Annotated in this window: 15 protein-coding genes; 3 read left to right on the forward strand and 12 right to left on the reverse strand. The window is 68.3% G+C overall.

Annotation, left to right across the window (positions count from 1 at the left end):
* Positions 1-268: hypothetical protein (locus ACFE77_RS12740; RefSeq protein ID WP_375422019.1), on the reverse strand; the 268-nt coding region annotated here is incomplete at its 3' end.
* Between the two features lie 72 nt (positions 269-340).
* Positions 341-2,692 (reverse strand): TIM-barrel domain-containing protein, encoded by a 2,352-nt coding sequence (locus ACFE77_RS12745; RefSeq protein ID WP_375422020.1) that lies wholly within the window; start codon positions 2,690-2,692, stop codon positions 341-343.
* A gap of 325 nt (positions 2,693-3,017) precedes the next feature.
* Here ACFE77_RS12745 and ACFE77_RS12750 point away from each other — a divergent pair, with 325 nt between their 5' ends.
* Positions 3,018-4,130 carry a lactonase family protein gene (locus ACFE77_RS12750; RefSeq protein ID WP_375422021.1) on the forward strand — a complete coding sequence of 371 codons (1,113 nt, stop codon included), beginning with the start codon at positions 3,018-3,020 and terminating at the stop codon, positions 4,128-4,130.
* 156 nt (positions 4,131-4,286) lie between these two features.
* Here ACFE77_RS12750 and ACFE77_RS12755 read toward each other — a convergent pair whose 3' ends face one another.
* From ACFE77_RS12755 to ACFE77_RS12780, 6 genes are all read right to left on the reverse strand, one after another.
* Positions 4,287-5,321 (reverse strand): glycoside hydrolase family 5 protein, encoded by a 1,035-nt coding sequence (locus tag ACFE77_RS12755; RefSeq protein WP_375422022.1) that lies wholly within the window; start codon positions 5,319-5,321, stop codon positions 4,287-4,289.
* 21 nt (positions 5,322-5,342) lie between these two features.
* On the reverse strand, positions 5,343-6,683 hold the full coding sequence (locus ACFE77_RS12760; RefSeq protein WP_375422023.1) for a mannanase: 1,341 nt from the start codon (positions 6,681-6,683) through the stop codon (positions 5,343-5,345).
* Between the two features lie 30 nt (positions 6,684-6,713).
* Complete coding sequence (locus tag ACFE77_RS12765) at positions 6,714-7,940, reverse strand: glycoside hydrolase family 27 protein (protein ID WP_375422024.1); 1,227 nt, start codon at positions 7,938-7,940, stop codon at positions 6,714-6,716.
* A 13-nt stretch (positions 7,941-7,953) separates the two neighbouring features.
* Entirely contained in the window at positions 7,954-9,435 is a 1,482-nt protein-coding gene (locus ACFE77_RS12770; RefSeq protein ID WP_375422025.1) for a tryptophan 7-halogenase, read from the reverse strand.
* Positions 9,432-10,973: a tryptophan halogenase family protein gene (locus ACFE77_RS12775; RefSeq protein ID WP_375422026.1), complete on the reverse strand. Its 1,542-nt coding sequence runs from the start codon at positions 10,971-10,973 to the stop codon at positions 9,432-9,434. The genes ACFE77_RS12770 and ACFE77_RS12775 overlap by 4 nt, the downstream gene beginning before the upstream one ends.
* A gap of 98 nt (positions 10,974-11,071) precedes the next feature.
* Complete coding sequence (locus tag ACFE77_RS12780; RefSeq protein WP_375422032.1) at positions 11,072-12,313, reverse strand: ROK family protein; 1,242 nt, start codon at positions 12,311-12,313, stop codon at positions 11,072-11,074.
* 215 nt (positions 12,314-12,528) lie between these two features.
* On the opposite strand from ACFE77_RS12780, the gene gluP reads away from it, so the two are divergent.
* Positions 12,529-13,797: a glucose/galactose MFS transporter gene (gene gluP, locus ACFE77_RS12785; protein ID WP_375422027.1), complete on the forward strand. Its 1,269-nt coding sequence runs from the start codon at positions 12,529-12,531 to the stop codon at positions 13,795-13,797.
* Positions 13,798-13,801: 4 nt separating this feature from the next.
* Here gluP and ACFE77_RS12790 read toward each other — a convergent pair whose 3' ends face one another.
* From ACFE77_RS12790 to ACFE77_RS12805, 4 genes are read right to left on the reverse strand one after another with little or no spacing between them, the layout of a single operon-like run.
* Complete coding sequence (locus ACFE77_RS12790; RefSeq protein WP_375422028.1) at positions 13,802-15,268, reverse strand: carboxylesterase/lipase family protein; 1,467 nt, start codon at positions 15,266-15,268, stop codon at positions 13,802-13,804.
* Positions 15,265-15,999 (reverse strand): SGNH/GDSL hydrolase family protein, encoded by a 735-nt coding sequence (locus ACFE77_RS12795; protein WP_375422029.1) that lies wholly within the window; start codon positions 15,997-15,999, stop codon positions 15,265-15,267. The genes ACFE77_RS12790 and ACFE77_RS12795 overlap by 4 nt, the downstream gene beginning before the upstream one ends.
* Before the next feature lie 32 nt (positions 16,000-16,031).
* The gene (locus ACFE77_RS12800; RefSeq protein ID WP_375422030.1) at positions 16,032-17,990 is read right to left on the reverse strand and encodes a glycoside hydrolase family 97 protein; all 1,959 of its coding nucleotides are present in this window, start codon (positions 17,988-17,990) and stop codon (positions 16,032-16,034) included.
* Positions 17,987-21,391, reverse strand: a complete 3,405-nt coding sequence (locus tag ACFE77_RS12805; RefSeq protein WP_375422031.1) for a LamG-like jellyroll fold domain-containing protein — start codon at positions 21,389-21,391, stop codon at positions 17,987-17,989. The genes ACFE77_RS12800 and ACFE77_RS12805 overlap by 4 nt, the downstream gene beginning before the upstream one ends.
* Before the next feature lie 216 nt (positions 21,392-21,607).
* On the opposite strand from ACFE77_RS12805, the gene ACFE77_RS12810 reads away from it, so the two are divergent.
* Positions 21,608-23,031: glycoside hydrolase family 3 protein (locus ACFE77_RS12810; protein ID WP_375422033.1), on the forward strand; the 1,424-nt coding region annotated here is incomplete at its 3' end.

The following is a 23,031-nucleotide window of genomic DNA, read 5'->3' on the forward strand; positions in this document are numbered from 1 at the left end:
GGACGTCGCCGTTGGTGACGGTGCGGACGTCCTGCTGGATCAGCTCGACGCCGCTCATCTTGGCGTCCGCGAACAGCCCGTCATACCAGTTGCTGAAGACCAGCCAATTGACCCCGGGCGCCTCGTAATAGCCGGCGCCGCCGAGCCGGAGCGGAGCAGTGGACGATGACTGCGCGGTAACGGCCTGCTGTGCCGCGAGCGGGGTCGCAGCGAACCAACACACGTTGGCCAAGGCGGTCGCGATCGACCGCCGCATCTTCCTGTCCATGCTACCCTCTCCGATTATGGTAGCGCTATAATGAACCTCGCTCGGTAAGATCAATCGGCAAAACGTCGTAGGTCAGGGGCGCCCGATCACCTTCACCAACGATGCCGCATCCTGCCCGGTCGGCAGCTTGCCCGACGCGGTCAGGCGCTTGCCGGCATCGTCCCAGCGCAGCGTCGCGGTCTTGCCGCCGCCCTTGCGATAGTCGTTGGTGACGCCGTCGTCGTCGTACAGCGCGAACTGGGTGTCCCGGCCGGGATAGACGCGGATCGACTCGATCATCTGCTTGGTCGCGGTGCTCGGCACCTTCACCCCCATCGGGACGATCGATCCGGCGCGCACGAACAGCGGGATCTGATCGATCGGCGCGGCGACATCGATCGTCTGGCCACCGGCGTGGCGCTGGTCGGTCCAGTAATCATACCAGTCGGCGCCCGCGGGCAGATACACCTTGCGGGTAGTGACGCCCTGGTCGGTGACCGGCGCGACGAGGAAGGCGGGGCCGAACATGTACTGGTCGCCGATCGTCGCGACCTTCGGATCGTTCGGAAAGTCCATGAACAGCGCGCGCATGAACGGCGCGCCAGTCCGGTAGGTATCGTGCCCGAGCGAGTAGATGTATGGCATCAGCGCGTAACGAAGGTTCAGGAAGCGCGCGAGCACCGGTTCCGCCGCGGTGCCATATTCCCACAGCGCGGAGCCGGGGCGCTGGCCGTGGATGCGGAGCGTCGGGGTGAAGCTGTTATACGCGAACCAGCGTGCGAACAGTTCGGGATAGTCCGGATAATCCGCGCCCATCGCGATCGCGCCGGCGGGATCGAGCAGGGGCGGGCGCAGCGCCTTCGGACCGTTCGGCCACTGCCAGCCGCCGGTGTCGCTGCTCCAATAGGCGAGTCCGCTCGCGGTGAAGCCCAGCCCGGTCGGCACCTGCCGGCGCAGCGCCTCCCATGTCGACTGGATATCGGACGACCAGAACAGGCCGCCATTGCGCTGGCTGCCGAGATAGGCGGCGCGCGCCAGGATGACGTTGCGCATCGTCGGCCGGTCGCGCGCGGAACCGTCCGCGACGATCGAGGTGTGCACCAGCGGGTAGAGATTGTGGTAGCGATCGCCCAACCCGATCGAGAAGAAATGGCCGTCGGGGATCAGATCGGGCTCGGTCTCGTCGAGCCAGAACCAGTCGAACCCCTCCGACGCGATGTTGTCGCGAATCTTGGTCCAGAACCATTCGCGCGCATCGGGGTTGGTCGAATCGAGCAACGCCCCCGCGCGATCGGCGCGCACCGGCAGCCCGTCGACGACGGTGCCGTCGGCCTCGTGGAGCAGCCAGCCCTTGGTGCCGAGATAATCATAGTAGCGCGATTCGCGTTCGAAGCGCGGCCACACGCTGATGATCGAATGCATGCCCATCGATTTGAGCGTGTCGTTCATCCCCTTGGGATCGGGGAAGAAGGTGCGGTCGATGTCGAGCTGCCCCATCCGCGTCCAGTGGAACCAGTCGAGCACCATGATGTCGATCGGCAGGTCGCGCTTGCGATAGCCCTGGGCGATGCCGAGCATCTCGGCCTGCGATTCGTAGCGCGCCTTGGACTGGATCAGCCCGAATGCGGCCTTGGGCGGCAGCGGCGTCGCCCCGGTCAGCTTGGCATAGCCAGCATAGAGTTCGTCGGTGGTGTTGCCGGTGATGACGAAGAACGACACCCGCTCGCCCACTTCCGACTGCCAGTGGGTCCGGTTGTGCAGGCCGGGCGAGACGGTGGTCACGGACGGATTGTCCCAGACGATGCCGTAGCCCTTGTTGGTGACCATGAACGGCACGCATACGCTCTCGCCCGCAGGCGCATCGTAATAGTGCCGGCAGTCGATCGTGCGGCCCTTCAGGTCGAGCACGCCGTCCTGATGCTGCCCGAGACCATAATAATGTTCGTCGGGCTGCACCGCGAAGCTGGCGCCGACGCGGAAGGTCTTTTCGCCGTTGACGGTGTGGGGCGCGAGCTCCCAGCCGGTCATCTCGGCAAGCTGACGCCCGTCCGCACCGCGGATCGACAGCGACACCGGGGGCAGCGACGGCGCGAAATAGCGCTCCATCTGCGTCGGCGCCTTGGGCCAGGGCTGCGCGGCGACGGTCAGCGTGAGCGCGGGGGAGGCGAAGACGTCGGCGCCACCGTCGCGCTTGTGGCTCCAGCCGGTGGCGTCGGGCTTGGCGTTCGGGCCTTCGCCGGGTGCCGAGTCGGCGAGCGCGCGATCGAGCGAGATCGTGACGCGGACGATGTTGGGGGCATAGGGCTCGACCGCGACGATGCTGCCGTTGCGATCGACGCTGGCGAGCGGTGCGGCGCTTGCGGCGGCGGCGATCAGCGCGAACGCGGCGGCGCCCCCGGCGAGCATGCTGCGGACCAGATGGCGCTTGCTGTTGATACCCTGCATCATCACTCCCCCGGCCCTTATGGCCTCGAACGAAGCGTGGTGTAGCGGACAATTCGGCGCCTGCAAGCGGTGGCACGAGCGGCGACGCGCGACCTTGGTAGGGGGTGGCGTTCGGGTTGCCAAAGGGGACGCACTACCTTCCGTCATCCTCGCGAAGGCGGGGATCCAGACTGGCGAAGGTCGGTGTTTATGTGGAGAGACCAGTTAGTATCGATCCCCGCCTGCGCGGGGATGACGGGAAGAGAGAGAACGGCGGACCAAACATCTGCGTGGCGATGTCTCGTGTCGCGGCTATGACCTTCCGCAGGATGAAGCGAGGCCACAGATGAACGACTGGACGATGACGCGCCGTGGGGCGCTTGGCGCGGTGGCAGCGGCAGGGTTGCCCGCGGCCTTGTGGGGCGCGGCGAAGGGCGGCGAGCTGCGGCTGATCGCGGGGACCTATGCGCGGGAGGGCGGCAAGGGGCTCTATCCGGTGGTTCATGAGGCGGCGGGCGACCGCTGGCGGGTCGAGGCGCCGGTAACCGGGATCGACGACGCGTCGTTCGGGGTCGGCGGTGGACCGGCCGACAGCTATTACCTGGTGAAGGAGGGCGGCGCGGGATCGCTGGCGGCCTATGGTCCGACATGGCAACAGCGTGCGGTGGTGCCGACCGGGGGCGCGGACCCCTGCTACCTTGCGATCGATCGCACCAGCGGCTGTCTGGCGATCGCGCATTATTCGAGCGGGGGGATCGCCTTCGTCCGGCTCGATCCCCGTACCGGCGCACCCGGCGAGCCGACGGCGTTCCTGCACAAGGGCAGTGGTCCCAATACCGGCCGCCAAGCCGCGCCGCATGCGCATTGGGTCGGGTTCAGCCCGGATCGTCAGTGGCTGCACGCGGTCGATCTCGGCGCGGACCGGATCTTCCGTTATGCGTTCGATGCGCGAGCGCGGCGTCTCACCGTTGCGGGCGAGGCGTGGCAGGCACCGCCGGGCGCGGGGCCGCGGCACCTTAAGCGCCACCCGCGGCTGCCCGTCGCCTATGTGGTGTGCGAGATGGGCAATGTGGTCGCAATGCTAGGCGCGACTTCGGACGGGCGGTTCGCGACCCGCAAGATCGTGTCGACGCTGCCCGCGGCGTTCGACGGCGCGACCCAGGCGGGGCACATCGCGATCGATCGGGCCGGGCGCCGGTTGTACGTCTCCAATCGCGGGCACGACAGCATCGCGGTGTTCGCGCTCGACGCGGCGGGCGCGCCGTCGCTGATCCAGCACATTTCGGCGGGCGGCAAATGGCCGCGGTTCTTCTTGTTGCTCGAGGATCAGCGCCGGGTGATCGTCGCCAACGAACGGTCGGGCACGCTCGACCTGTTCGCGATCGGCGCGGACGGGCGGCTGGCGTCGACCGGGCAGCGGCTGGCGGTGCCGGGCGTCGCCTTCCTTGGGGTGGTGTGAGGGCCGGTTGAGATCTGCCGTGCTCCTGCGAACGCAGGAACGCGGGTTGGCGCGCGTCCTTGTATCCCCGCGAAGGCGGGGATCCAGTACTGGGCTCCCGCCTTCGCGGGAGCACAAGCTGGGCCGGGGAGCCGCGTCTAGAAGCCCCTCACGCCCTCAAGGGATCAGCGCCTTGCGGATCGGTTCGACCCATTGGTCGCGATCGATGTCGTAGAGGATGAAATCGCTGTCGAACTGCCAATAGGCCCAGGGGAAGCCGTGGGCTTCGGCTTCGCGACGAACGGTGGCGGTATAGCGCGCGCGGTCGGCGATCGGGATGCCGCTTTTGTCGTAAGCGCCGAATTCGCCCATCAGCACGGGGCGGTCATTGGCCTTCGACCACGCGCCGACCTTGTCGTAATCGGCCTTGATCCGCGCCTCGTCGGCCGCGGTGAAGGGGACGCCCTTCACCTTGGCCATGTCCTCCGCCCAGGGCGCGCCCTGGTGGGTGAAGCGGAAGGGTTCGTAGGAGTGGAAGGTGACGAGGATGTTGCGGTCGTCCTTCGGCAGGACGAGCGTCGGCAGTTCCTCGAGGTTGTTCCAGCGGGTCGGGCCGATCACCAGCGTGCGGTTGGGGTTGGTCGCGCGGACCAGCGGGATGAGCTTGGCGACCATCGCGTTCCAAGCCGCGGCATCGAGCGGCGCGTGCGGCTCGTTGAGCAGTTCGAACACGACGCTGTCAGGCGCGGTGCGGTAGCGTTCGGCGATCTGCGTCCAGAACGCGGTCAGCTTGGGCTCGCACGCCACCGGGTCTGCCGAACAGATGTTGAAGTCGTGTTCGTCGATGATCACGCCGAGATCCGCGGCGGTCGCCTCCTTCACGACGCGGTCGAGCGTCGCCAGCCACTGCGGATCGAGCCGGTTCTGCGCGTCCATGTGCTTGAACGCCTGGAGCACGACGCGGACGAAATCGAACCCGCCCTGCTTGATGATCGCGAAGTGGCGGGTCTTGAAGCGCGCCTTGGCGGGATCGCTCCACAACGGGTCGTAGCCGATGATGTTGACCCCGCGGCGCAGCTTGGCGGCGGTCTGCCAGGCAGGACCCTGGCCGGTGGCGGCGGAGGGCGTGGGGGTGGGCGCGGTGGTGGTCTGCGCGGCGACGGGCGTGGCGGACAGCGCGGCGGCGGCGAGCGCGAGTAGGGGCAGGTGCATGGGGATATTCCTGTCTGGGGCTCAGGCGGTGACGGTCGCGGCGAGCGCGGTGGCGTGCTCGCGGATCAACTGCTGGGTGGATCGATCGGTCGAGAACACGCCGTACCAGCCCTGCGGCTCGTGCGGCGGATCGCCGACATAGGAGCGGTCGCCGCGCTGGAACTTGAAGTCGGGGTGTGCGGCGCGGCCCTCGCCGCTCCACGCCCAGAAGTTCGACCCCGCGACTGGTCCGTTCGCCTTGGCGCTGGCGAGCACCGACGCATAGACCTGGCGGTAGAAGCGGTCCTTGAACGCGGTCGATGCGGTCGGGGCGTAGCTGCCGCCATCCCGCGGGTAGCCGAACTCCTCGATCACCAACGGCTTGCCGAGCCGGGTGGCGATCGCGATGTGGGCGTCGATATAGTCCTGCACCTTGGCCGCGCCGGCGTCGTACGTGCCGGCAAGGTTCTTGGCGTCGACCCAGGTCCAGTTGAGCGGCCAGACATGGCTGGTGAGATAGTCGATGCCGTCGATGCGGTGTTCGGCCTCGACGATGTCGGCGCGCTCGATACAGCCCTTCAGCCCCTCGCTGCCGGTCGACACCAGATGGTTGCGGTCGATCGTCTTGATCAGCGCCGCGGTGTCGCGCACCCAGCGGTAGAAGGCGGGGAGGTTGGCGATCGCGACGTCGACGCCGCCGCCGGGGCGGGGTTCGTTGGCGAGCTGCCACGCCATGATCGTCGGATCGTCGGCATAGGCGGTGCCGGTGCTCCGGTTGGTCCGGCCGACGACGGTGCGGACATAATCGCGGTACAAGGCGACCGCGGCGGGGTTGCCGTAGAATTGCGACGCCATGTCGGCAAATTCGGGCCAGGGATGCGCGGGGTCGTTCATGTCGATGTACTTGCCGCCGTTGACGTACGAGAGGTACGTCATCATCCCGCCCGACCATTCCCAGAAATTGCCGACATAGAGGACCGCGCGCAGGCCGCGCTTGGCCATCTCGGCGAGCAGGAAGTCGAGCCCGCCAAACAACGTTTCGTTATAGTCCTTGCCCGGCCCGCGGAAGGTCGGCGTGATCGAGTTGCGCAGTGGCGACAGTTCGGACGAGGCGAGCACGCGCAGATTGGTGATGCCGAGCGCGGCCATCGCGTCGAGCTCGCGCCGCAACCGCTCGCGATCGCCGAACGCGGCGTCGGCACCGAGATAGGCGCCGTACCAGATGTTGGCGCCGACGAAGCGGTAGGGCTTGTCCCCGAGCCGCAGCGACGTGCCCACGCGGCGGACGAAGCGTGCGTCCCCGGCAGCAGCGCCGATCGCGGGGGTGGCGAGTGCCGCCGTCGCGACCGCGCCGGTCGCCAACATCTGTCTACGCGTGACCATGATATACTCCCGTTCTGATTCAATGATGCGTCAGGGCTGGATGCGGAACATCGCGACGCCGTGCGGGGCGACCGTCGCGCTCTGCGACCCGCGCTTGCGGCCGAGATCGCGTTGCGCCCACAGATCGCGGACGCTCGCGCCGAGCCGGTCGGGCAGGCCGAGCTGTTCCCAGGTGGCGGTGATCGCGACCGGTGCCTCGCCGCGGTTGACCAGCGCCACCGCGCGCGCGCCACCCGCCAGCGGCTTGACCCAGACCTCGCGGTCGCCGTCCTTCCACACCCGCCGGCCCTGCACGCCGAGCTTGTCCTGATCGACCGCGATCACGTCGCGGTTCATCAGGATCGCGCGGGTCGCGTCGTCCATCGCGGCGATGTCGTTGCCCGCGATCAGCGGTGCGGCCATCATCGCCCATAGCGAGAAATGGGTGCGGTATTCGGTATCGCTTAGCCCGCCATTGCCGACCTCCAGCATGTCGGGATCGTTCCAGTGGCCGGGGCCGGCATGCGGCCAGAGCGGTTCGTTCATGTCGACGATCGACATCACGCCCCAGCTATAATTGTACTTGCCGACCCATTTGTCGGTGATGTCGCCGGTGGTGCGCCACATGTTGCCGATCTTCTTGCCCCACTCCCAGGGCCGGTTGTTGCCCCATTCGCAGATCGACAACAGGACGTCGCGCCCGGTTGAACGCAGCGCGTCGGCGATCAGCGCATAGGCCTCCTCGGCATTGCGGGTGCCGGTGTTGCACCAGTCATATTTCAGGTAATCGACACCCCAGCGCGCATAGGTGATCGCGTCCTGATATTCATGGCCCTGGCTGCCGGGTCGCCCGCCACAGGTCTTGCGCCCGGCGTCCGAATAGATGCCGAATTTAAGCCCGCGCGAATGGACGTAATCGGCGAGCGCCTTGATCCCGTTCGGGAAGCGCGTCGGATCGGCGCCGATGAAGCCGTCCTTGTCGCGCTGGCCGTGCCAGCAATCGTCGACCACCACATAGGTGTAGCCGGCATCCTTCATGCCGGTCGACACGATCGAATCGGCGACCGCGCGGACCGTCTTCTCGTCGATCTTGCAGTTGAACTTGTTCCAGCTGTTCCACCCCATGGGCGGGGTCTGGGCAAGCCCGTTTGCGGTGCGCGACGGGTCCTTCGACGGCGCGAGGGTGTTCTGGTCGATCGCCTCCTGCGCGATCGCGGGCGCGGCGAGCAGCAGGGCGAGCGCGATCGCGGCGGCGCGGCGCAGGGTCTTGATCATCATGCTGGGTCCTTCGTCACGGTTCGTTCCTCATCCGGGCGAGATAATCGGGGTAGGGCGGCAGCGAGCGCGGCAGATCGGCGACCGCTGCGGCGAGCCGCGCCAGCGTACCGCGGATCTCGGCCGGCTCGGCGTTGCGGGTGGCGGGATCGCGGCCGTCGGGAATGCGGCCGAGCCCGAGCAGCGCGGCGAGCCAGCTCTGCTTGTCGTAGGTCTCGTCCTCGTGCCGCGGCAGATGGCCCCGGCGCGCGAACACCGCGAGCGTGTCGGCCAGGTCGGGACCGGGCGTGCGGCCGTGCAGCGCCTGCCAGAACTCGCCACGGATCGATCGCGCGCCGAGATAATGGAGCGCAAGAAAATCGCGGAGGCGATCGCCACGCTGCGCCACGCGGCGGTTATATTCGCCGAGCACCAGCGGGTGGAAGTCGCGCTGCGGCAGCAGATCGAGCGCGAGCGCAAGATTCGCCTGCGCCACCGCGAACCCCGCCAGCCCCAACGGCCCCGCGACCAGCGCCGCATCGCCGAGCGCGAGGACGTTGCCGCACCACGGTGTGGGCCTACGCCCGGGTCTGAGCGCGACCACCGCCGCCTCCGCGCCGCCGGCGCCGAACACCCGGCGTACGCGTGCTTCGCCGGTGATCGCATCGGCATAGCCGAGACCGGTCACGGCGCGCGATCCGAGCGACCAGTTCGCGCGCCAGCCGATCGCGACCGCGCGATAGTCGTCGATCAGCGCTGGCTCGGCGGCCCGTTCGGCGAGCAGCAGGCGATCGACCGGGATCGATGACGACCAATCATCCCATTCATCGTCCGCAGCGAGCAGCGCGGCCGGCCCCGAACAATCGATGTACAGGTCGGCGACGACCGCGCGACCGTCGCCGAGGACCAGCCCGCCGACGCTGCCGTCGCTCGCGCGTTCGACACCTAGCGTCCGTGTCGGGAATGCAGCCACACGCCGCGCCGCAAGCTGCCGATCGATGACCGCCATAGCCGCGCCCGGGTCGATCCGCAGACCATAGGCGAAGCGCGACAGCAGGGATCGTTCATCGCCACTGGGATGGACGAAACGGCCCGCCTCGGCGAGCGCCGCCGCGGGGTTGAAGCGGTGGAAGGCGGTGCGCGATCCCGCCCGCCGCGCATCGAGCCAATGCTGGTGGAAGCTCGTGCCCGCGACCGGTATGCCGGTGTCGCCGAAACCCCGGACCCAGGCGGGGTGACCGCTGCCCCAGGCGGTGAAGCGGTCGCCGAGCCAATGGCTGGCAGCGCCGGCGCGGACCAGCGCGGCCTCGTCGATCCCGATCGCATCGAGCAGCGCGACGGTGGCGGGCAGCGCGGCGGGCAGCCGGTCGGCGAGCGCGGTAAGGTCGGGCGGGGTCGCGACGATGCCGACCGACGCGGTCGGCAGTGCGCGGGCGAAGGCGATCGCGGCGCTACGGCCGACGATCCCGGCGCCGACTACGAGAATCGATCGGATCGGTCCCGCCGCGGCTGCGCTCATGCCGCCGCCCCGGTCCCCATTCGGGCGTCCTGTGCTTCCAGATAGGCGCGGTGGTCGGGCATCATCGCCACCGCCTGTGCGATCCCGTCGCGCAGCGCCGCGGCGGCGCGCGCCAATTGATCGGGGGGCGGCAGATCGGCGCGGGTGTCGTGGCGCCGTGGGACGATGCCTTGCCCGAGATAGACCGCGATCCAGCTGGGTTCGAGGAACAGCCCGTGCGAATAATGCGCGACATGGCCGCCATGGACGAACAGCTCGATCTTCTCGGCGAGGCTGGCGGGCACGGTCATCGTGCGGACGTGATCCCAGAAGGTCGAATCGTCGCGCGTGGTGGCGTGATAGTGGAGGATCAGGAAGTCGCGGATGCGGTCATATTCGAAATCGACCTCGCGGTTGAAGGCGGCGCGATCGACATTGGTGATCCGGCCGATCGGGAAATGTTCGATCAACTGGGTGATCGCCATCTGCGCGAGGTAGATGCTGGTCGATTCGAGCGGCTCGAGAAACCCCGAGGCGAGCCCCACCGAGACGACGTTGCCGACCCAACTATGCCGACGCCGTCCGGCGCGGAAGCGGAGCATCCGCGGATCGGCCAGAGGTTCCCCTTCGATCGCGGCGAGCAGCGCGTCGGCGGCGGCCTGGTCGCTCAGATGCGCGCTCGAATAGACATAGCCGTTGCCGACGCGGTGGCGCAGCGGGATCCGCCAGCGCCAGCCCGCGGTCATCGCGGTCGCACGGGTATAGGGCTCGATCGGGCCCGCGTGCGATGTGCAGGGTAGCGCGACCGCGCGGTCGCACGGCAGCCACTGCGACCAGTCCTCCCATGTTTCTCCGCATGCTTCGCCGATCAGCAGCGCGCGAAAGCCCGAACAGTCGACGAACAGGTCGCCCTCGATCCGGCTGCCGTCGGCCAGCACCACCGCATCGATGTCGCCGCTGTCGCCGTCGCGGTCGACCGAAATCACCCGGCCCTCGGTGCGGCGCACCCCGCGCGCCTCGCTGTGGCGGCGCAGGAACGGCGCGAACTTGGTGGCGTCGAACTGATAGGCGTAGCCGTAGTTCGACAGCGGATCGTTGCCGTCGCCTGCGGGTCGCGCGAAGCGGTTGGCGCGCGCGGCGACCACGCCCGCCGAATAGTCGCCGATGTCGCCCGCCGCGCCATGCTCCGCGAGCCGGTGCCAATAATGCTGGAAGCCGACGCCGTTCAGCGTGTTGCCGAAGGTGCCGAACGGATGGATGTAGCTGTCGCCGATCCGCCCGAAATCGCGGAAGTCGATGCCGAGCTTAAAGGTCGCGTTGGTCGCCTGCATGAACGCGATCTCGTCGATCCCGAGCCGCTGCACGAAGGCACGGAGGTGCGGCAAGGTCGCCTCGCCGACGCCGACGATGCCGATCTCTTCCGATTCGACGAGGTGTACCGAGCAGGCCGCGGGCAGCAGCGCGCCGAGTGCGGCCGCGGTCATCCAGCCGGCGGTGCCGCCGCCGACGATGACGACGCGCACGCGATCGTCGGGTCCTCTCGCTTCCTCTTTTTTCATCTTGGTGCTCGGCACAATGTGGCGGCACTGCTACCACCGGTAATACTTATATCAAAATACGATATTGCGTACCGTCCGCGAGCAGGGCGGCAGAGAGATCAGCGGCCCGCCTGGATCAGGATCGCGTCGGAAGGAAGGACATGATCGAGGAACGGGAGGATCGCGGCGCCGATCGCGGGGGCGTCCTCCGCCATCACCGCGGGCAGGATCTTGGCGCGCGACGGCAGCTTGATGTCGTGCAGCGCGGCGGTCAATCCGGCGGACAGGCGCTCGATCAGGGGCATCGGCAACCGGCCGCCGATCAGGATCGCGTCGGGATTAATCAGGCAGTTGATCGCGACCAGCGGCGCGGTGAGCGCGCGGGCGCAGTCCTGTAGCCAGGCATCGATCACCGCCTGCTCGCCGTCCATGCCGTCGACGAGCTGGTCGATCCCGCAATCCGGGAAGCCGGCGGCATCGAGCCTGCCGCGCAGGGCGGACAGCGATACCGTGTCCTGGACCACCGCGCCGGGCGTGCCGGCGCCGGCATCGGGCATCAGGCCGATCTCGCCGCTGCGATGCGTCGCGCCGCGATGATAGGTGCGATCGAACACCGGCCCGCCGCCGAGCCCGACGCTGATCAGCAGGTAGAAGAAGCTGGGATGTTCGAACACCGTGCCGCACTGCGCCTCGCCGAGCGCGGCGGCAGCGGCGTCGTTGTCGATATGCACCGGCCAAGGGACGCTGTCCTCCAGCATCGCGACGACATCGGTGTCGTGCCAGACGTCGTAGGCGGGGGGGCGGCCAAGGCCGTCGATCGCGCCGATCTCGTCGGGAATCGCGACCCCGAGGCCGAGCACGCGCTCGCGATCGACGCCACCCTCGTGCACCGCGCGGTCGAGCTCGCCATGGACGAAGGCGATCACGTCCTGCGGCAGCGCGAAGGCGATCTCGCGCGTAATCCGGCTGCGCACCTCGCCGGCGAGGTCGAGCGTCACCAGCGTCAGGTGATCGCGGTCGATCGTCAGCCCGATCCCGAACGCGCCGTCGGGATCGATCACCAGCCGCATCGCCGGCTGGCCACGTCCGCCGACGCGCCGTCCCGCCGATTTGATCAGGCCCATCTCGGCGAGCCGGCCGGTGATGTTGGCGATGGTTGGCGCGGTGAGCCCGGTCTGCTGCGCGAGATCCACCCGCGTGGTCTCGCCGCCTAAGCGGATCGCCTGCAGCACGGTGCGCAGATTATAGTCGCCGGCGCGTTCCAGATTGGTGCCCGACAGGCTTAGCGATAGCCGCGACGATCGCTTTCGGAGCGCCACCGACCCCAATTCGCTCGTCCGTTTCATGCCCGTAACCGGCATCGTCATCCCCTCCTGCCCGCAGGCTTTGCCGCGCCGGCCCCCCGGCCAATCGTGTCGGTCGTCGCGCTTTCGCACCGGCCGCTTTTTATCTGTCGATGCGCACGATGTGCCATGCGCCGCCCGAACACAATTAATTATCTAAATTGACTTTTCTTATCGCTGCTCCACTGTCGATCGTCAGGTACGGACGTAGATCCGATAGGGGATGAGCGATGATGAGCAACGAAACCGCGGGAAGCAAGACAGCATTCGGTTACGTTACCATGCTGTTCTTCATCTGGGGTGCGGTAACCTCGATCAACGACGTGCTCGTGCCCGCGGTCCGATCGATCTTCGCGCTGTCGGTGCCCGAGGCGTTGCTGACCCAGTTCGCGTTCTTCCTGGCCTATGGCATCGTCTCGCTTCCCGCCGCGGCGCTGGCGGTGCGGCTGGGTTCGTCGCGGTCGATCACCGTGGCGCTGGCGACGATGGTGGTCGGCTGCCTGCTGATCCCGGTGGCGACGCACATCCGCGGCTATTGGCTGGTGCTGGTCGCGCTGTTCGTGATCGCGTCGGGGATCACGTTGCTCCAGGTCGCGGCCAATCCGCTATCCGCCGTGCTCGGGCCGCCCGAGCGGTCGCACTTCCGGCTGACGCTGAGCCAGGCGTTCAACTCGCTCGGGACGCTGATCGCGCCGCCGATCGCCGCGACCGCGCTGCTGACCGGTGGGTTGTTCGCGGGCGGGGTGATCACGCCCGAGAAGATCGATGAGTCGCTCGGCCGCATCGACATCGCCTATTTCGCGATCGCCGCGATCATCGTCGCGCTCGCGGTGTTCCTGTACCGGCAGCGCGGCACGATCGATCGCGCCGCACAGGCGGGGCCGGCGCCGGCCGGGTCGGTGCTCGATGCGCTGCGATCGCGCTGGGCGTTGCTCGGGGCCACGGCGATCTTCCTCTATGTCGGTGCCGAGGTCTCGATCGGATCGGTGCTGGTCAACTTCCTCGAACAGCCGGCGATCGCGGGCGTCAGCGCGGAGCGCGGCGGGCATCTGCTCGCCTTCTATTGGGGCGGCGCGATGGTCGGCCGGTTCCTGGGCAGCGCGCTGCTGACGCGCGTCGCGGCGGGGCGGTTGCTGGCCACGGCCGCGGGGATCGCGGCGTTGCTCTGCCTGGTGGTGACGCAGGTGACCGGGACCACGGCGGCGGGCGCGGCGCTGTCGATCGGGTTGTTCAACTCGGTGATGTTCCCGATCATCTTCACGCTCACGCTGGAGCGCTCGACCGCGTCGCAATCCGCGACCGCGGGGCTGCTGTGCGTGGCGATCGTCGGGGGTGCTTTCGTGCCGCTGCTGTTCGGGGTGATGTCGAAGAGCCTGGGGCTGGGCGGCGCGTTCGTGGTGCCGGCGCTGTGCTACGCCGCGATCGTGGTGTTCGCGATTGCAGCCGGGCGCGTGCGGATCGCCGCGACGCGCGAGGATCGCGCGTTCGCGGCGGCGCACTGACGCCTTACGGTGTGTCCCGCAATGCGCAGATCGCGCGCAGATCGCGTCCTGCGACCGCGCCGGCATCGGTGAACGACAGATAGGCGCGGGTGGTCGCGTCGTAGCGCGGCCATGAGGCGAGCCCGCCGCCGTTGGGATCGCCGGTGCGGACGAAGTTCAGCCAATAGGTCTGGAGCGGCGGCACGCCGGGTGCGGGCGTGTCGAAGACGTAGCGGAGCTCGCTGCTGTGTCCCACGGTCGCGTTGGTGGGGCCGCTATAGTCGAACTGGTACTGCCACACCTTGCCGCCTTGCGATGCCACCAGGCGCGACAAGGCTACCGTCGGGCAGCGGAAGGTGAGGTCGTTGGCGAGTTGCACGGTGACGTCGCCGAGCCGTGGGTCGTCGACCGGCGACTGGCCCGCGCCCAGGCCGTAGAAGGACAGCGCGCGATCCGGGGCGTTCGCGAATTCGCGGCGGACCGTCGCCACCGCAGCCGCGCGACCGCCGTGCAGCGTCAGCTCGCGCGCGTTGACGCCGACGATCAGCGGCACGGGCGCGCGGCGTCCGGTGGCGAGCAGGCGTGCGGGCGTGTCGGGCAGCACCGCGCCGTCGACGATCGGCTGCAACCAGATGAAGCTGTCGTCGTCGAGATCGGGCACGTCGACCGCCTCCTGCGCGGCGACCAGGGCGGCAGCGGGCAGCGCGCGCAGTTGCGCCGCGGTGGCACCCGCCTGCGCGCCCGCCTTGCGCGCGATCAGGTCGCCGAGGCGTTCGTTCTGGGTGAGGGTGCGGGGGGGGACGCCGAAGCCGGCGGTGCCGCTCTCCTGGATCGCCTGCGCGAACAGCCCGCGGGATCCCGGCAGCAACTGCTGGAGCGCGACGTCCTGCGCGCCCGCGGACTGGCCGGCGATCGTCACTCGGGCGGGGTCGCCGCCGAACCTCGCGATGTTGCGCTGGATCCAGCGGAGCGCGAGTTGCTGGTCGAGAAGGGCGTAATTGCCGGACCTGCCCCGGTTTTCCGCACCGAGTGCCGGGTGCGACATGAAGCCGAGCGCGCCGAGGCGGTACTGGATGCTCACCAGGACGATGCCGCCGTCGGTGATCCGCGATTCTACGGTGCCGCCGCCCGCGCCGCCGCGATTGCCGCCGCCGTGGATCCACACCAACACCGGCAGCTTGGCCCCCTTGGCGAGCGACGGCGTGCGGATATCGAGGAACAGGCAATCCTCGTCGCTATTCTCGGCGGCCTTGCGGTTCCAGTCGCCATAGACCGGCTGCGGGCAAGCCTTGTGCTCGGCGACCGTGTCGATCGGCGCGCGCCAAGGCGCGGGGGGCTGGGGCGCGCGCCAGCGTAGCGGGCCGACCGGGGGCTTTGCAAAGCGTATGCCGCGGAAGACGCCGCCGCCTGCCGCCGCTTCGCCGCGCACCGGGCCGTCGGCGGTGACCACCACCGGCCCCGCGGCGAGCAGCGCGAGCGCGGCTGCGATCATGGCTTGGGCGCAGGCGCGGGGGCGGCGAGTGCCTTGCGGATCGCGGCGTTCGCGACCGGCGCCATCGCCGCATAGCCGGCCTTGTTGGGGTGCACGCCGTCATAGGTGTAGGCGGCGCGCAACGCATCGCCGTCGTGGAGTGCGGTCCAGTAATCCGCGTAGACCGCGCCGGTGCGAGCGGCATAGCTCTTCATCCAGGCATTGATCGCTGCGATCTCCGGTGCGGTCGACAGGCCGGGACGCCAGGGGAAGTGGTCCGCCGGCGGGATCGAGGCGAGGATCACGCGGATGCCGTGGAGCCGCGCCAGTTCGGCCATCGACATGATGTTCGCCTGGGTCTGTTCGACCGTCATCGGACCGGTGTTGCTGGCGATGTCGTTGGTGCCCGCCATGATCTGGACCACGGCGGGGCGCAACGCGATCACGTCCTGGCGAAAGCGCACCAGCATCTGCGGCGTGGTCTGCCCGCCGATGCCGCGGCCGACCCGGTCGCCCGCGAAGAATTCGGGCACCATGTCGTACCAGCCCTGGGTGATCGAATCGCCGATCAGGACCACGCGCTGGCGGGTCGGCGCGGGCAGCGCGGCGTTGGCCTCCGCATAGCGCGCCATCCACGCCCAGTCCTCGTGCAGCCGGGTCTCGGCGGCCTTGGCCTGCGCGTCCTGCGCCCGGACCTTCACCGCCGATGCCAGGGTCAAGCCGATCGCAATCGCGGTCAACGCATACTTCATCATGAACTCCTCGGGATGCGTATCGTCGCGGGTCAGCGGGCCGGGGTCAGGATCGCCGCAGCACCGCCGGTGTCGGCGAGTTGCAGCGTCAGCGCCTCGTCGCCGCGGACCTCTCGTTCGGACGTCACCACCGCGTCGACGGTGGCGCCATCCTGCCAGGTCTTGGCGTTGTACTTGCCCTTGCCGAGGAAGCCGAGCGGCAGCGTCACGCTGCGTCCGGTCTCGTTGGTCAATGCACCGACGTACCAGGTCTGGCCCTTGCGTCGCGCGACCGCGACGAATTCGCCGATCGATCCGGCGAGGAAGCGGGTCTCGTCCCAGCTGGTCGGCACGGCGGCGAGGAAGTCGACGCCGGTCTGGCCGCGATAGTTGTCGGGCGAATCGGCGATCGCCATCAGCGGGCTGTCATAGACGACGTACATGCCGAGCCCGTGGCCGCGCGTGGTCTGCACCTGCGGACCGACCGGGTTCATCTGGAACGTCGCGGGGGTGCGATTGCGGAAGCCGCCGGGGGTGTAGTCCATCGGTCCGAGCAGCATCCGCGTGTACGCCAGCGTCACATTGTGGCGGGCGGTGATCCGCTTGGTCCACTTGTTGTATTCGGCACCGAGCACCCCTTCCTGGGTGATGAAATTGGGCCAGGTGCGGATCATGCCCCAGGGATGCGTCGCGCCGTGCAGGTCGAGCAGCAGCTTGTTGCGCGCGGTCGCCGCGGCGAGGCGGTGGTAGAAGCCGATCATTTCCTGATCGTCGCGGTCCATGAAGTCGACCTTCACGCCCTTGATGCCCCATTTGGCGTAGAGCGGCAGCAGCCGATCCATGTCGCGGTCGAGCAGCTTCCAATGCACCCACAGGATCAGCCCGATGCGGCGCTGGCCCGCATAGTCGACGAGCGCGGGCATGTTCACGTCGGGGATCGTCCGGGTGGCATCGGCGCCGGGCTTCAGATAGCCGCCGTCGCCACTGTTCACGTACCAGCCGTCGTCGATCATCATGTACGGAAGCTTCTGTTCCGCCGCGAAATCGATGAAGCCGCGGATCGTCGCGTCGTTGGTGCCCGCCTTCGGCACACCAGCGAGGACCGGGCCCGACCACCAGTCCCATGCGGTCTTGCCCGGCTTCACCCAGGAGAAATCCCCGCGCGGGGCGGGATTGAGGCTGGTGACCAGCGTGTTTTCGATCAACGCCCCCGGCGTCGCGCCGATCATCACCACGCGCCACGGCGTCTCCACGGTGGCAGCGACGTCACGCACCGCCGCGATCGCGGGATCGTCGGGACGACGCGTCAGCCGAACCTGGACGCCGAGCCGGCCGGTTTCGGTGCCGGTGAGGTAGGACGCAGGATAATCTTCGACATCGGCTTCGGCGATCGCGAAGGCGGGGCCGGCATCGCTTTGGCAGACCAGCGGCAGTTCGTAGAGGTTCTGCGGGCGGATCGCGGACGCCGCGACGGGGTCATATTCGCCCTCATGGCTGGTGCCGAAGGTGCCGAGGTTCAGCCCGTGACAGCCATAATCCGCAGGGAAGGCGAATTGCGTGAGTTCGTTGGCGATCCGCAGCTGCCCGACATTGGGCTGGCGCGGGATGCGGTAGCGGATCGCGATGCCGTCGTCGTAGGCGCGCACAACGACGTCTAGCTTGCGTGCGAGCCCGTCGGGCTCGGCGAAATGCACCACCATCTCGCGGTAGCGATCATCGACGCGGGACGCCTTGGCCGCGACGAGCGTATAGCGATCCTCGCCCGCACGCCGATCGACCCGACCGGCGACGAGGCCGTTCGACAGCTTGGCATAGCGTTCGAATTCGATGCCGAGCGTCGAGGGATCGAGCAGCGGCTTGTCTGCGACGGTGACAGCATAGGTCGGCTGGCCCTGGTTGTTGCGCGCGAGCGTCACCTCGATCCGGCCATCGGGCGAGGCGACGGTCTGCGCACCGGCGGCGGTTGCAACGGCGGTGGTGGCGAGGAACGCCGCGGCGAGCGCACGCATCATTGTACGGTCACCGTGGCGGCGGCGACGTTCCAGCCGCGCAATGTGATGCGGGGGTTCACCGCCTTGGAGTTCGGATATCGGATCGTCACGGTGCGGGTGTCGCCGGGCAGCAGCGACACGTAGTTATCGGAGAAATATGCGGGCAAGACCTGGCTCCCATCGGCGTTCATCACGGTCATCTTGGCGGCGAGTGCAGCAATCGTGCCGGGGTTGCGGAGCGTGAGCCGAACCTCGGTTTCGTCGCCGACCTGGGTACGCGCCGTTTCGGTCTGCAAGGTCACCGGGGCGAGCGCGTTCAGTGCGCGGTAGGCGGCATCGTCGCGCCCCTGCCAATAAAGGTTGGCCGACAGCAAACTGCCGTCGGCCGCGGTAGCGGTGAGCTTGACCAGCGCCATGCCGCCATTGGTAATACGCGGCAGATCGAGCGCGAAAGCAGCATTTTCGGCCTGCGCCTTCGCGGTGACGGTGGCGGAGCGTTCGGCGATGACGCGGTTGTCGAGCCCGACCGCCTTCGCAGCGACGGTGACGCCGGTCAGTGGCGCGAGGCCGTTGTTGACCAGGATGACCTTGCCGTCGGGCAGGTTCATCTGGACGTGGACCGGCTCCGACGCCTTCTTCACGCCGTAGAACGAGCTGTGGGTGTCGTAATCCGACGAGAAGATCTGCCAGGCCGAGGATGGCCAAGCGGGCTGGGTCATCCAGAGCATGCGGCCGCTATTCTGCGTCCACAGCCCCGCATTCATGCCTTCGAAGATCGCGCGATACGACTCATACTGCATCATCTGCGCCTTGCGCTCGAAATCCTCAAGGCTGGTGCCGGGGCCGAAGCGCCGATCGAGCGCATCCATATAGGTCTTCACCGCGCCGTTCCCGGTCTGGTGCCAGTCGTGATAGGCCCAGGTGTCGCTGATCGGCCAGCGATCCGGCTCGGGGATGGCGCGCTTCCACGCCTCGAGCGTCGGCAGCGAGGGCGTGCCGAGTTCGACCGAGAAGCCTTTGGCGTGTTCGGTGAAATATTCCGCCTGGTTGCGCCAATTATAGGGACCGGAGCCCTGGAGATTGATGCGGTTGGACGAGCCCATATAGATCCGCGTGCCGTCGAAGCGCGCGATGGCATCCTGCAGCCCTTCGTTGAGGATCGGCTGCGGCACACCTTCGTTGCGACCGAACCAGACGACGATCGAGGGGTGGTTGCGGTAGCGCTTGATGGTGTCGACCGCGTTGGCGAGGAACAACTGCGGGTCCTGTGCCTCGATGTTGTAGTCCTGGGTCGATTCCCAGAAATCGTTGAGGATCATCAGGCCATATTCGTCGGCGAGTTCGTAGAAACTCTCCTCGGTATTCTGGCCGACCCAGTTGCGGATGATGTTGAGGTGCGCGTCTTTGTGGAGCCGGAAGAACGGTTCGAGGCGCGACCGTTCGGTGCGCTTCATGAAATCGTCCATGCCGATATTGCCGCCGCGCGCCGCGATCCGCACGCCGTTGACGCGGATCACCAGATACGGGCTGAGGCCGGGTGCGTCCTTCACCGGCGTCACCGCGGGCGATTTCTCGGCGCCGGGATAGAGCGACGCCGCCCAGCCGTTGGCGACCTTGCGGATGCCGGTGTGCGACCCGTCGACGATGCGCTGGCCGATCTGGCGCGCGCGCGACAGATCGATGCCGACCCGCTCCAGATCGCCCTGCTGGTCCATCAGCGAGATGTCGTAGGTGACCTGGCGCATGCCGAAACGCAGCGTGCGGGTATCGCTCGCGGTGCCGTCCACGGTCGTGGTCAGGGTGAGCGCGTGTAGCACCTGCTCGCCATAGCCGTTCGGCCACCACAGCTTGGGATTACGCACCGCGAGCTGACGAAATTCGGACGGCTTCATGACGATGTCGCGGGTTTCGCCGGGGGCGAGCGTGACCTGCTTGTCGACCACGACATCGTCGAACGCCGCACGGACGCCGGCGGTCACCGGGCGATCCGACAGGTTGGTGACGGGAACGCCGATCTCGACCTCGGCGACGCTGTTGTCGGCGCGCGGTAGGGTGGTGACGACCTGCGGGTCGCCGAGCTGCGCGACCCCGGTGGTGGTGAGGGTCACGCCCTGCCACAGGCCGGTGTTGCGATCGCGGATCGTTGGGATCCAGTCCCACCCCTCGGCCGCGCCGAAGGTAGGGCCGTCGAGCATCATCATGCCGCCATTCTCGCCGACGCCCGCCGTCATCGACTCCTCATGCGCGGTGCCGGGGTGCGGCGGCGGCGACACCCGGACCGCGATCGCGTTGCGGCCAGGGAGGAGCTTGCCGGTGACGTCGAAGCGACCGCGGATGAACGCGCCCTTCATGGTGCCGAGCACCTTGCCGTTGAGCCAGACCTCTGCAGCATAGTTGGCGCCGTTCAGCGTCAGCCACTGGCGACGCGACGCGGCCTCGGCCGGCGTGTCGAATTCGGTGCGATACCAATAATCCTGCCGCGCGAGCTTTTCCGGGATCACGGTGTTGTTGAGGCCGTAGGCGGGGTCCGGATAGACGCCGCGATCGACCAGCGTGGTGAGCACGGTGCCGGGGACCGTCGCCGCATACCAGCGTTTCGCGTCGAAGCCGGCACGGCTGATCGTCGCGCCGGGTGCGGTGACCTTTGGCGCCTCGGCCAGCCGCCAGCCGCGGACCTCCCAGCTTGCCGCGCCGGTGGCGAGCAGCGCGGGGCCGGTGGGTTCGGGCTTGGCGACGGGGGCGGGGATCGGTGCCTTGGAGCGCGGCAGGGTCCAGGCGTCCTGCGGGGCGGTCTGGCCATACATCTGGCGGACCTGCACCGGCCAGTCGGGGCTGCCGGTCTGGTAGACGATGTCCACACGCGGCGGCGTCGCGGCGGTGCGGCGGAGTTGCGCCGGGTCGATCGCGCTGCCATCGAAGCGGAAATCGGCGATGCGGCCGGCGAAGGCGGTGCCGCCGCGGGGTGCGAGCAGCGCGGTCGGGAGGACGGGCGCGGCGGCGAGGCGGCGTTCGGCGACCTGCTTGCCGTCGACGAACAGCCGGGCGACGCCTTCCGTGTGGCTCGCGGCGACGTGGCGCCAGCGACCGGGCTGCAGCTTGCCGCCGCCGGTGAGCACGCCGGCTTCGGTCACCAGCGCGGCGCGGCCATCGATCAGCGCGAGGAAGCGCCGGGCGCCAGCTGCATCACCGAGGCCGCCGATCGGTACGGTGCCAGCGGGGATCGCGCGGGGTTCGACCCAGGTCGCGAGCGACCAGGCCGCGGGAGAGATCGGCGCGGCGTCCTTGCCCGCCATCGCCTGCGTGACACCGTCGCCGCCGGCGGGGAAGGTGACGTTGAACGGCCCGTAGGTCTGCGCCGCAAGCGGGACCGTCCACATCGACAGCGCCGACGCCAATGCCGAAACCCAAACCCGCTTGTTCATCACGCTCTCCCGTCGTCCAGGGTCTTGTCTGCCCTGCGAAGACCCCGATCATGCACGGAGATCGGCAAAAACAAAATTGAAATATGAATTATCGGGTCATAGGCTGGGGATCGATCCGCAGCGGTGATATGGTTGCGATCTAATTACGACCCGCGGGAGAGATACGTGAATTCCACCAAGCACCGGACGCTCGGCGTCGCCCTGATCAGCGCGCTCATGCTCGGCGGCTCTCCTCTGGCCGCGCAGACTGCTGCGCCGGCTTCCGCCGTTTCTGCGGTCGCGAATGCCGCGAACTGGCCCAAGCTGACGCCGCGGCTGCGCCGTGATCCCAAGGTCGAGCAGCGGATCGACGCGCTGATGGCCAGGATGTCGGTGGACGACAAGGTCGGCCAGCTGATGCAGATCGACATCGCCAGCATCAAGCCGAAGGATCTCGAGACGTACAAGCTCGGATCGATCCTGAACGGCGGCAATTCGGCGCCGAACAACGACGAGCGCGCGCCGGCGGCGGAATGGTTGAAGCTGGCGGACGCCTTCTACGACGCGTCGATGATGAAGCGCGCCGACGGACGCCCCGCGATTCCCGTGATCTGGGGCACCGATGCGGTTCATGGTGCGAACAACATCGTCGGCGGCACGCTGTTTCCGCACAACATCGGGCTCGGCGCGATGCGCGATCCCGCGCTGGTGCGCCGGATCGGCCAGGCCACCGCCGCCGAGACCGCGGCGACCGGCATCGACTGGAGCTTCGCGCCGACGCTCGCGGTGGTGCAGGACGATCGCTGGGGCCGGACCTACGAGAGCTATTCCGAGGAGCCGGCGGTCGTCGCCTCCTATGCGGGCGAGATGGTCGAGGGCATCCAGGGCGCGGTCGGCAAGGACTTCATGGGCCCCGGCCGCGTGATCGCGTCGGTAAAGCATTTCGTCGGCGACGGCGGCACCGGCGGGCGCGACCAGGGCGATACGCGGGTGACCGAAGCGGTGCTGCGCGACGTCCATTCCGCGGGCTATCCGCCGGCGATCGAGGCTGGGGCGCTGACGGTGATGATCAGCTTCTCGAGCTGGAACGGCGTCAAGATGACGGGCAACAAGAGCATGATCACCGACGTGCTGAAGGGCCGGATGGCGTTCGACGGCATCGTCGTCAGCGATTGGAACGCGCACGGCCAGGTGCCGGGCTGCACCAACGAGGATTGCGCGCCCGCGATCAACGCCGGGCTAGACATGTTCATGTATTCGGGACCGGGCTGGAAGCAGCTCTACGACAACACCCTGCGCGAGGCGAAGGACGGCACGATCCCCGCGGCACGGCTCGATGACGCAGTGCGGCGGATCCTGCGGGTAAAGCTGTTGGCGGGGACGTTCGAGGCGGGGCGTCCGTCGGCGCGGCCGCTCGCGGGCAAGTTCAACCTGCTGGGCGCCCCGGAACACCGTGCGATCGCGCGCGAGGCGGTGGCGAAATCGCTGGTGCTGCTGAAGAACAACAACAGCGTGCTGCCGATCAAGGCGGGCGCGTCGATCCTGGTCGCCGGAAAGGCGGCGGACAGCATCGGCCAGGCCGCGGGCGGCTGGTCGATCACCTGGCAGGGCACCGACGTCACCAACAAGGATTTCCCCAACGGCCAGTCGATCTGGTCGGG

Source organism: uncultured Sphingomonas sp., assembly GCF_964243315.1.
In the GTDB taxonomy this organism is placed as follows: domain Bacteria; phylum Pseudomonadota; class Alphaproteobacteria; order Sphingomonadales; family Sphingomonadaceae; genus Sphingomonas.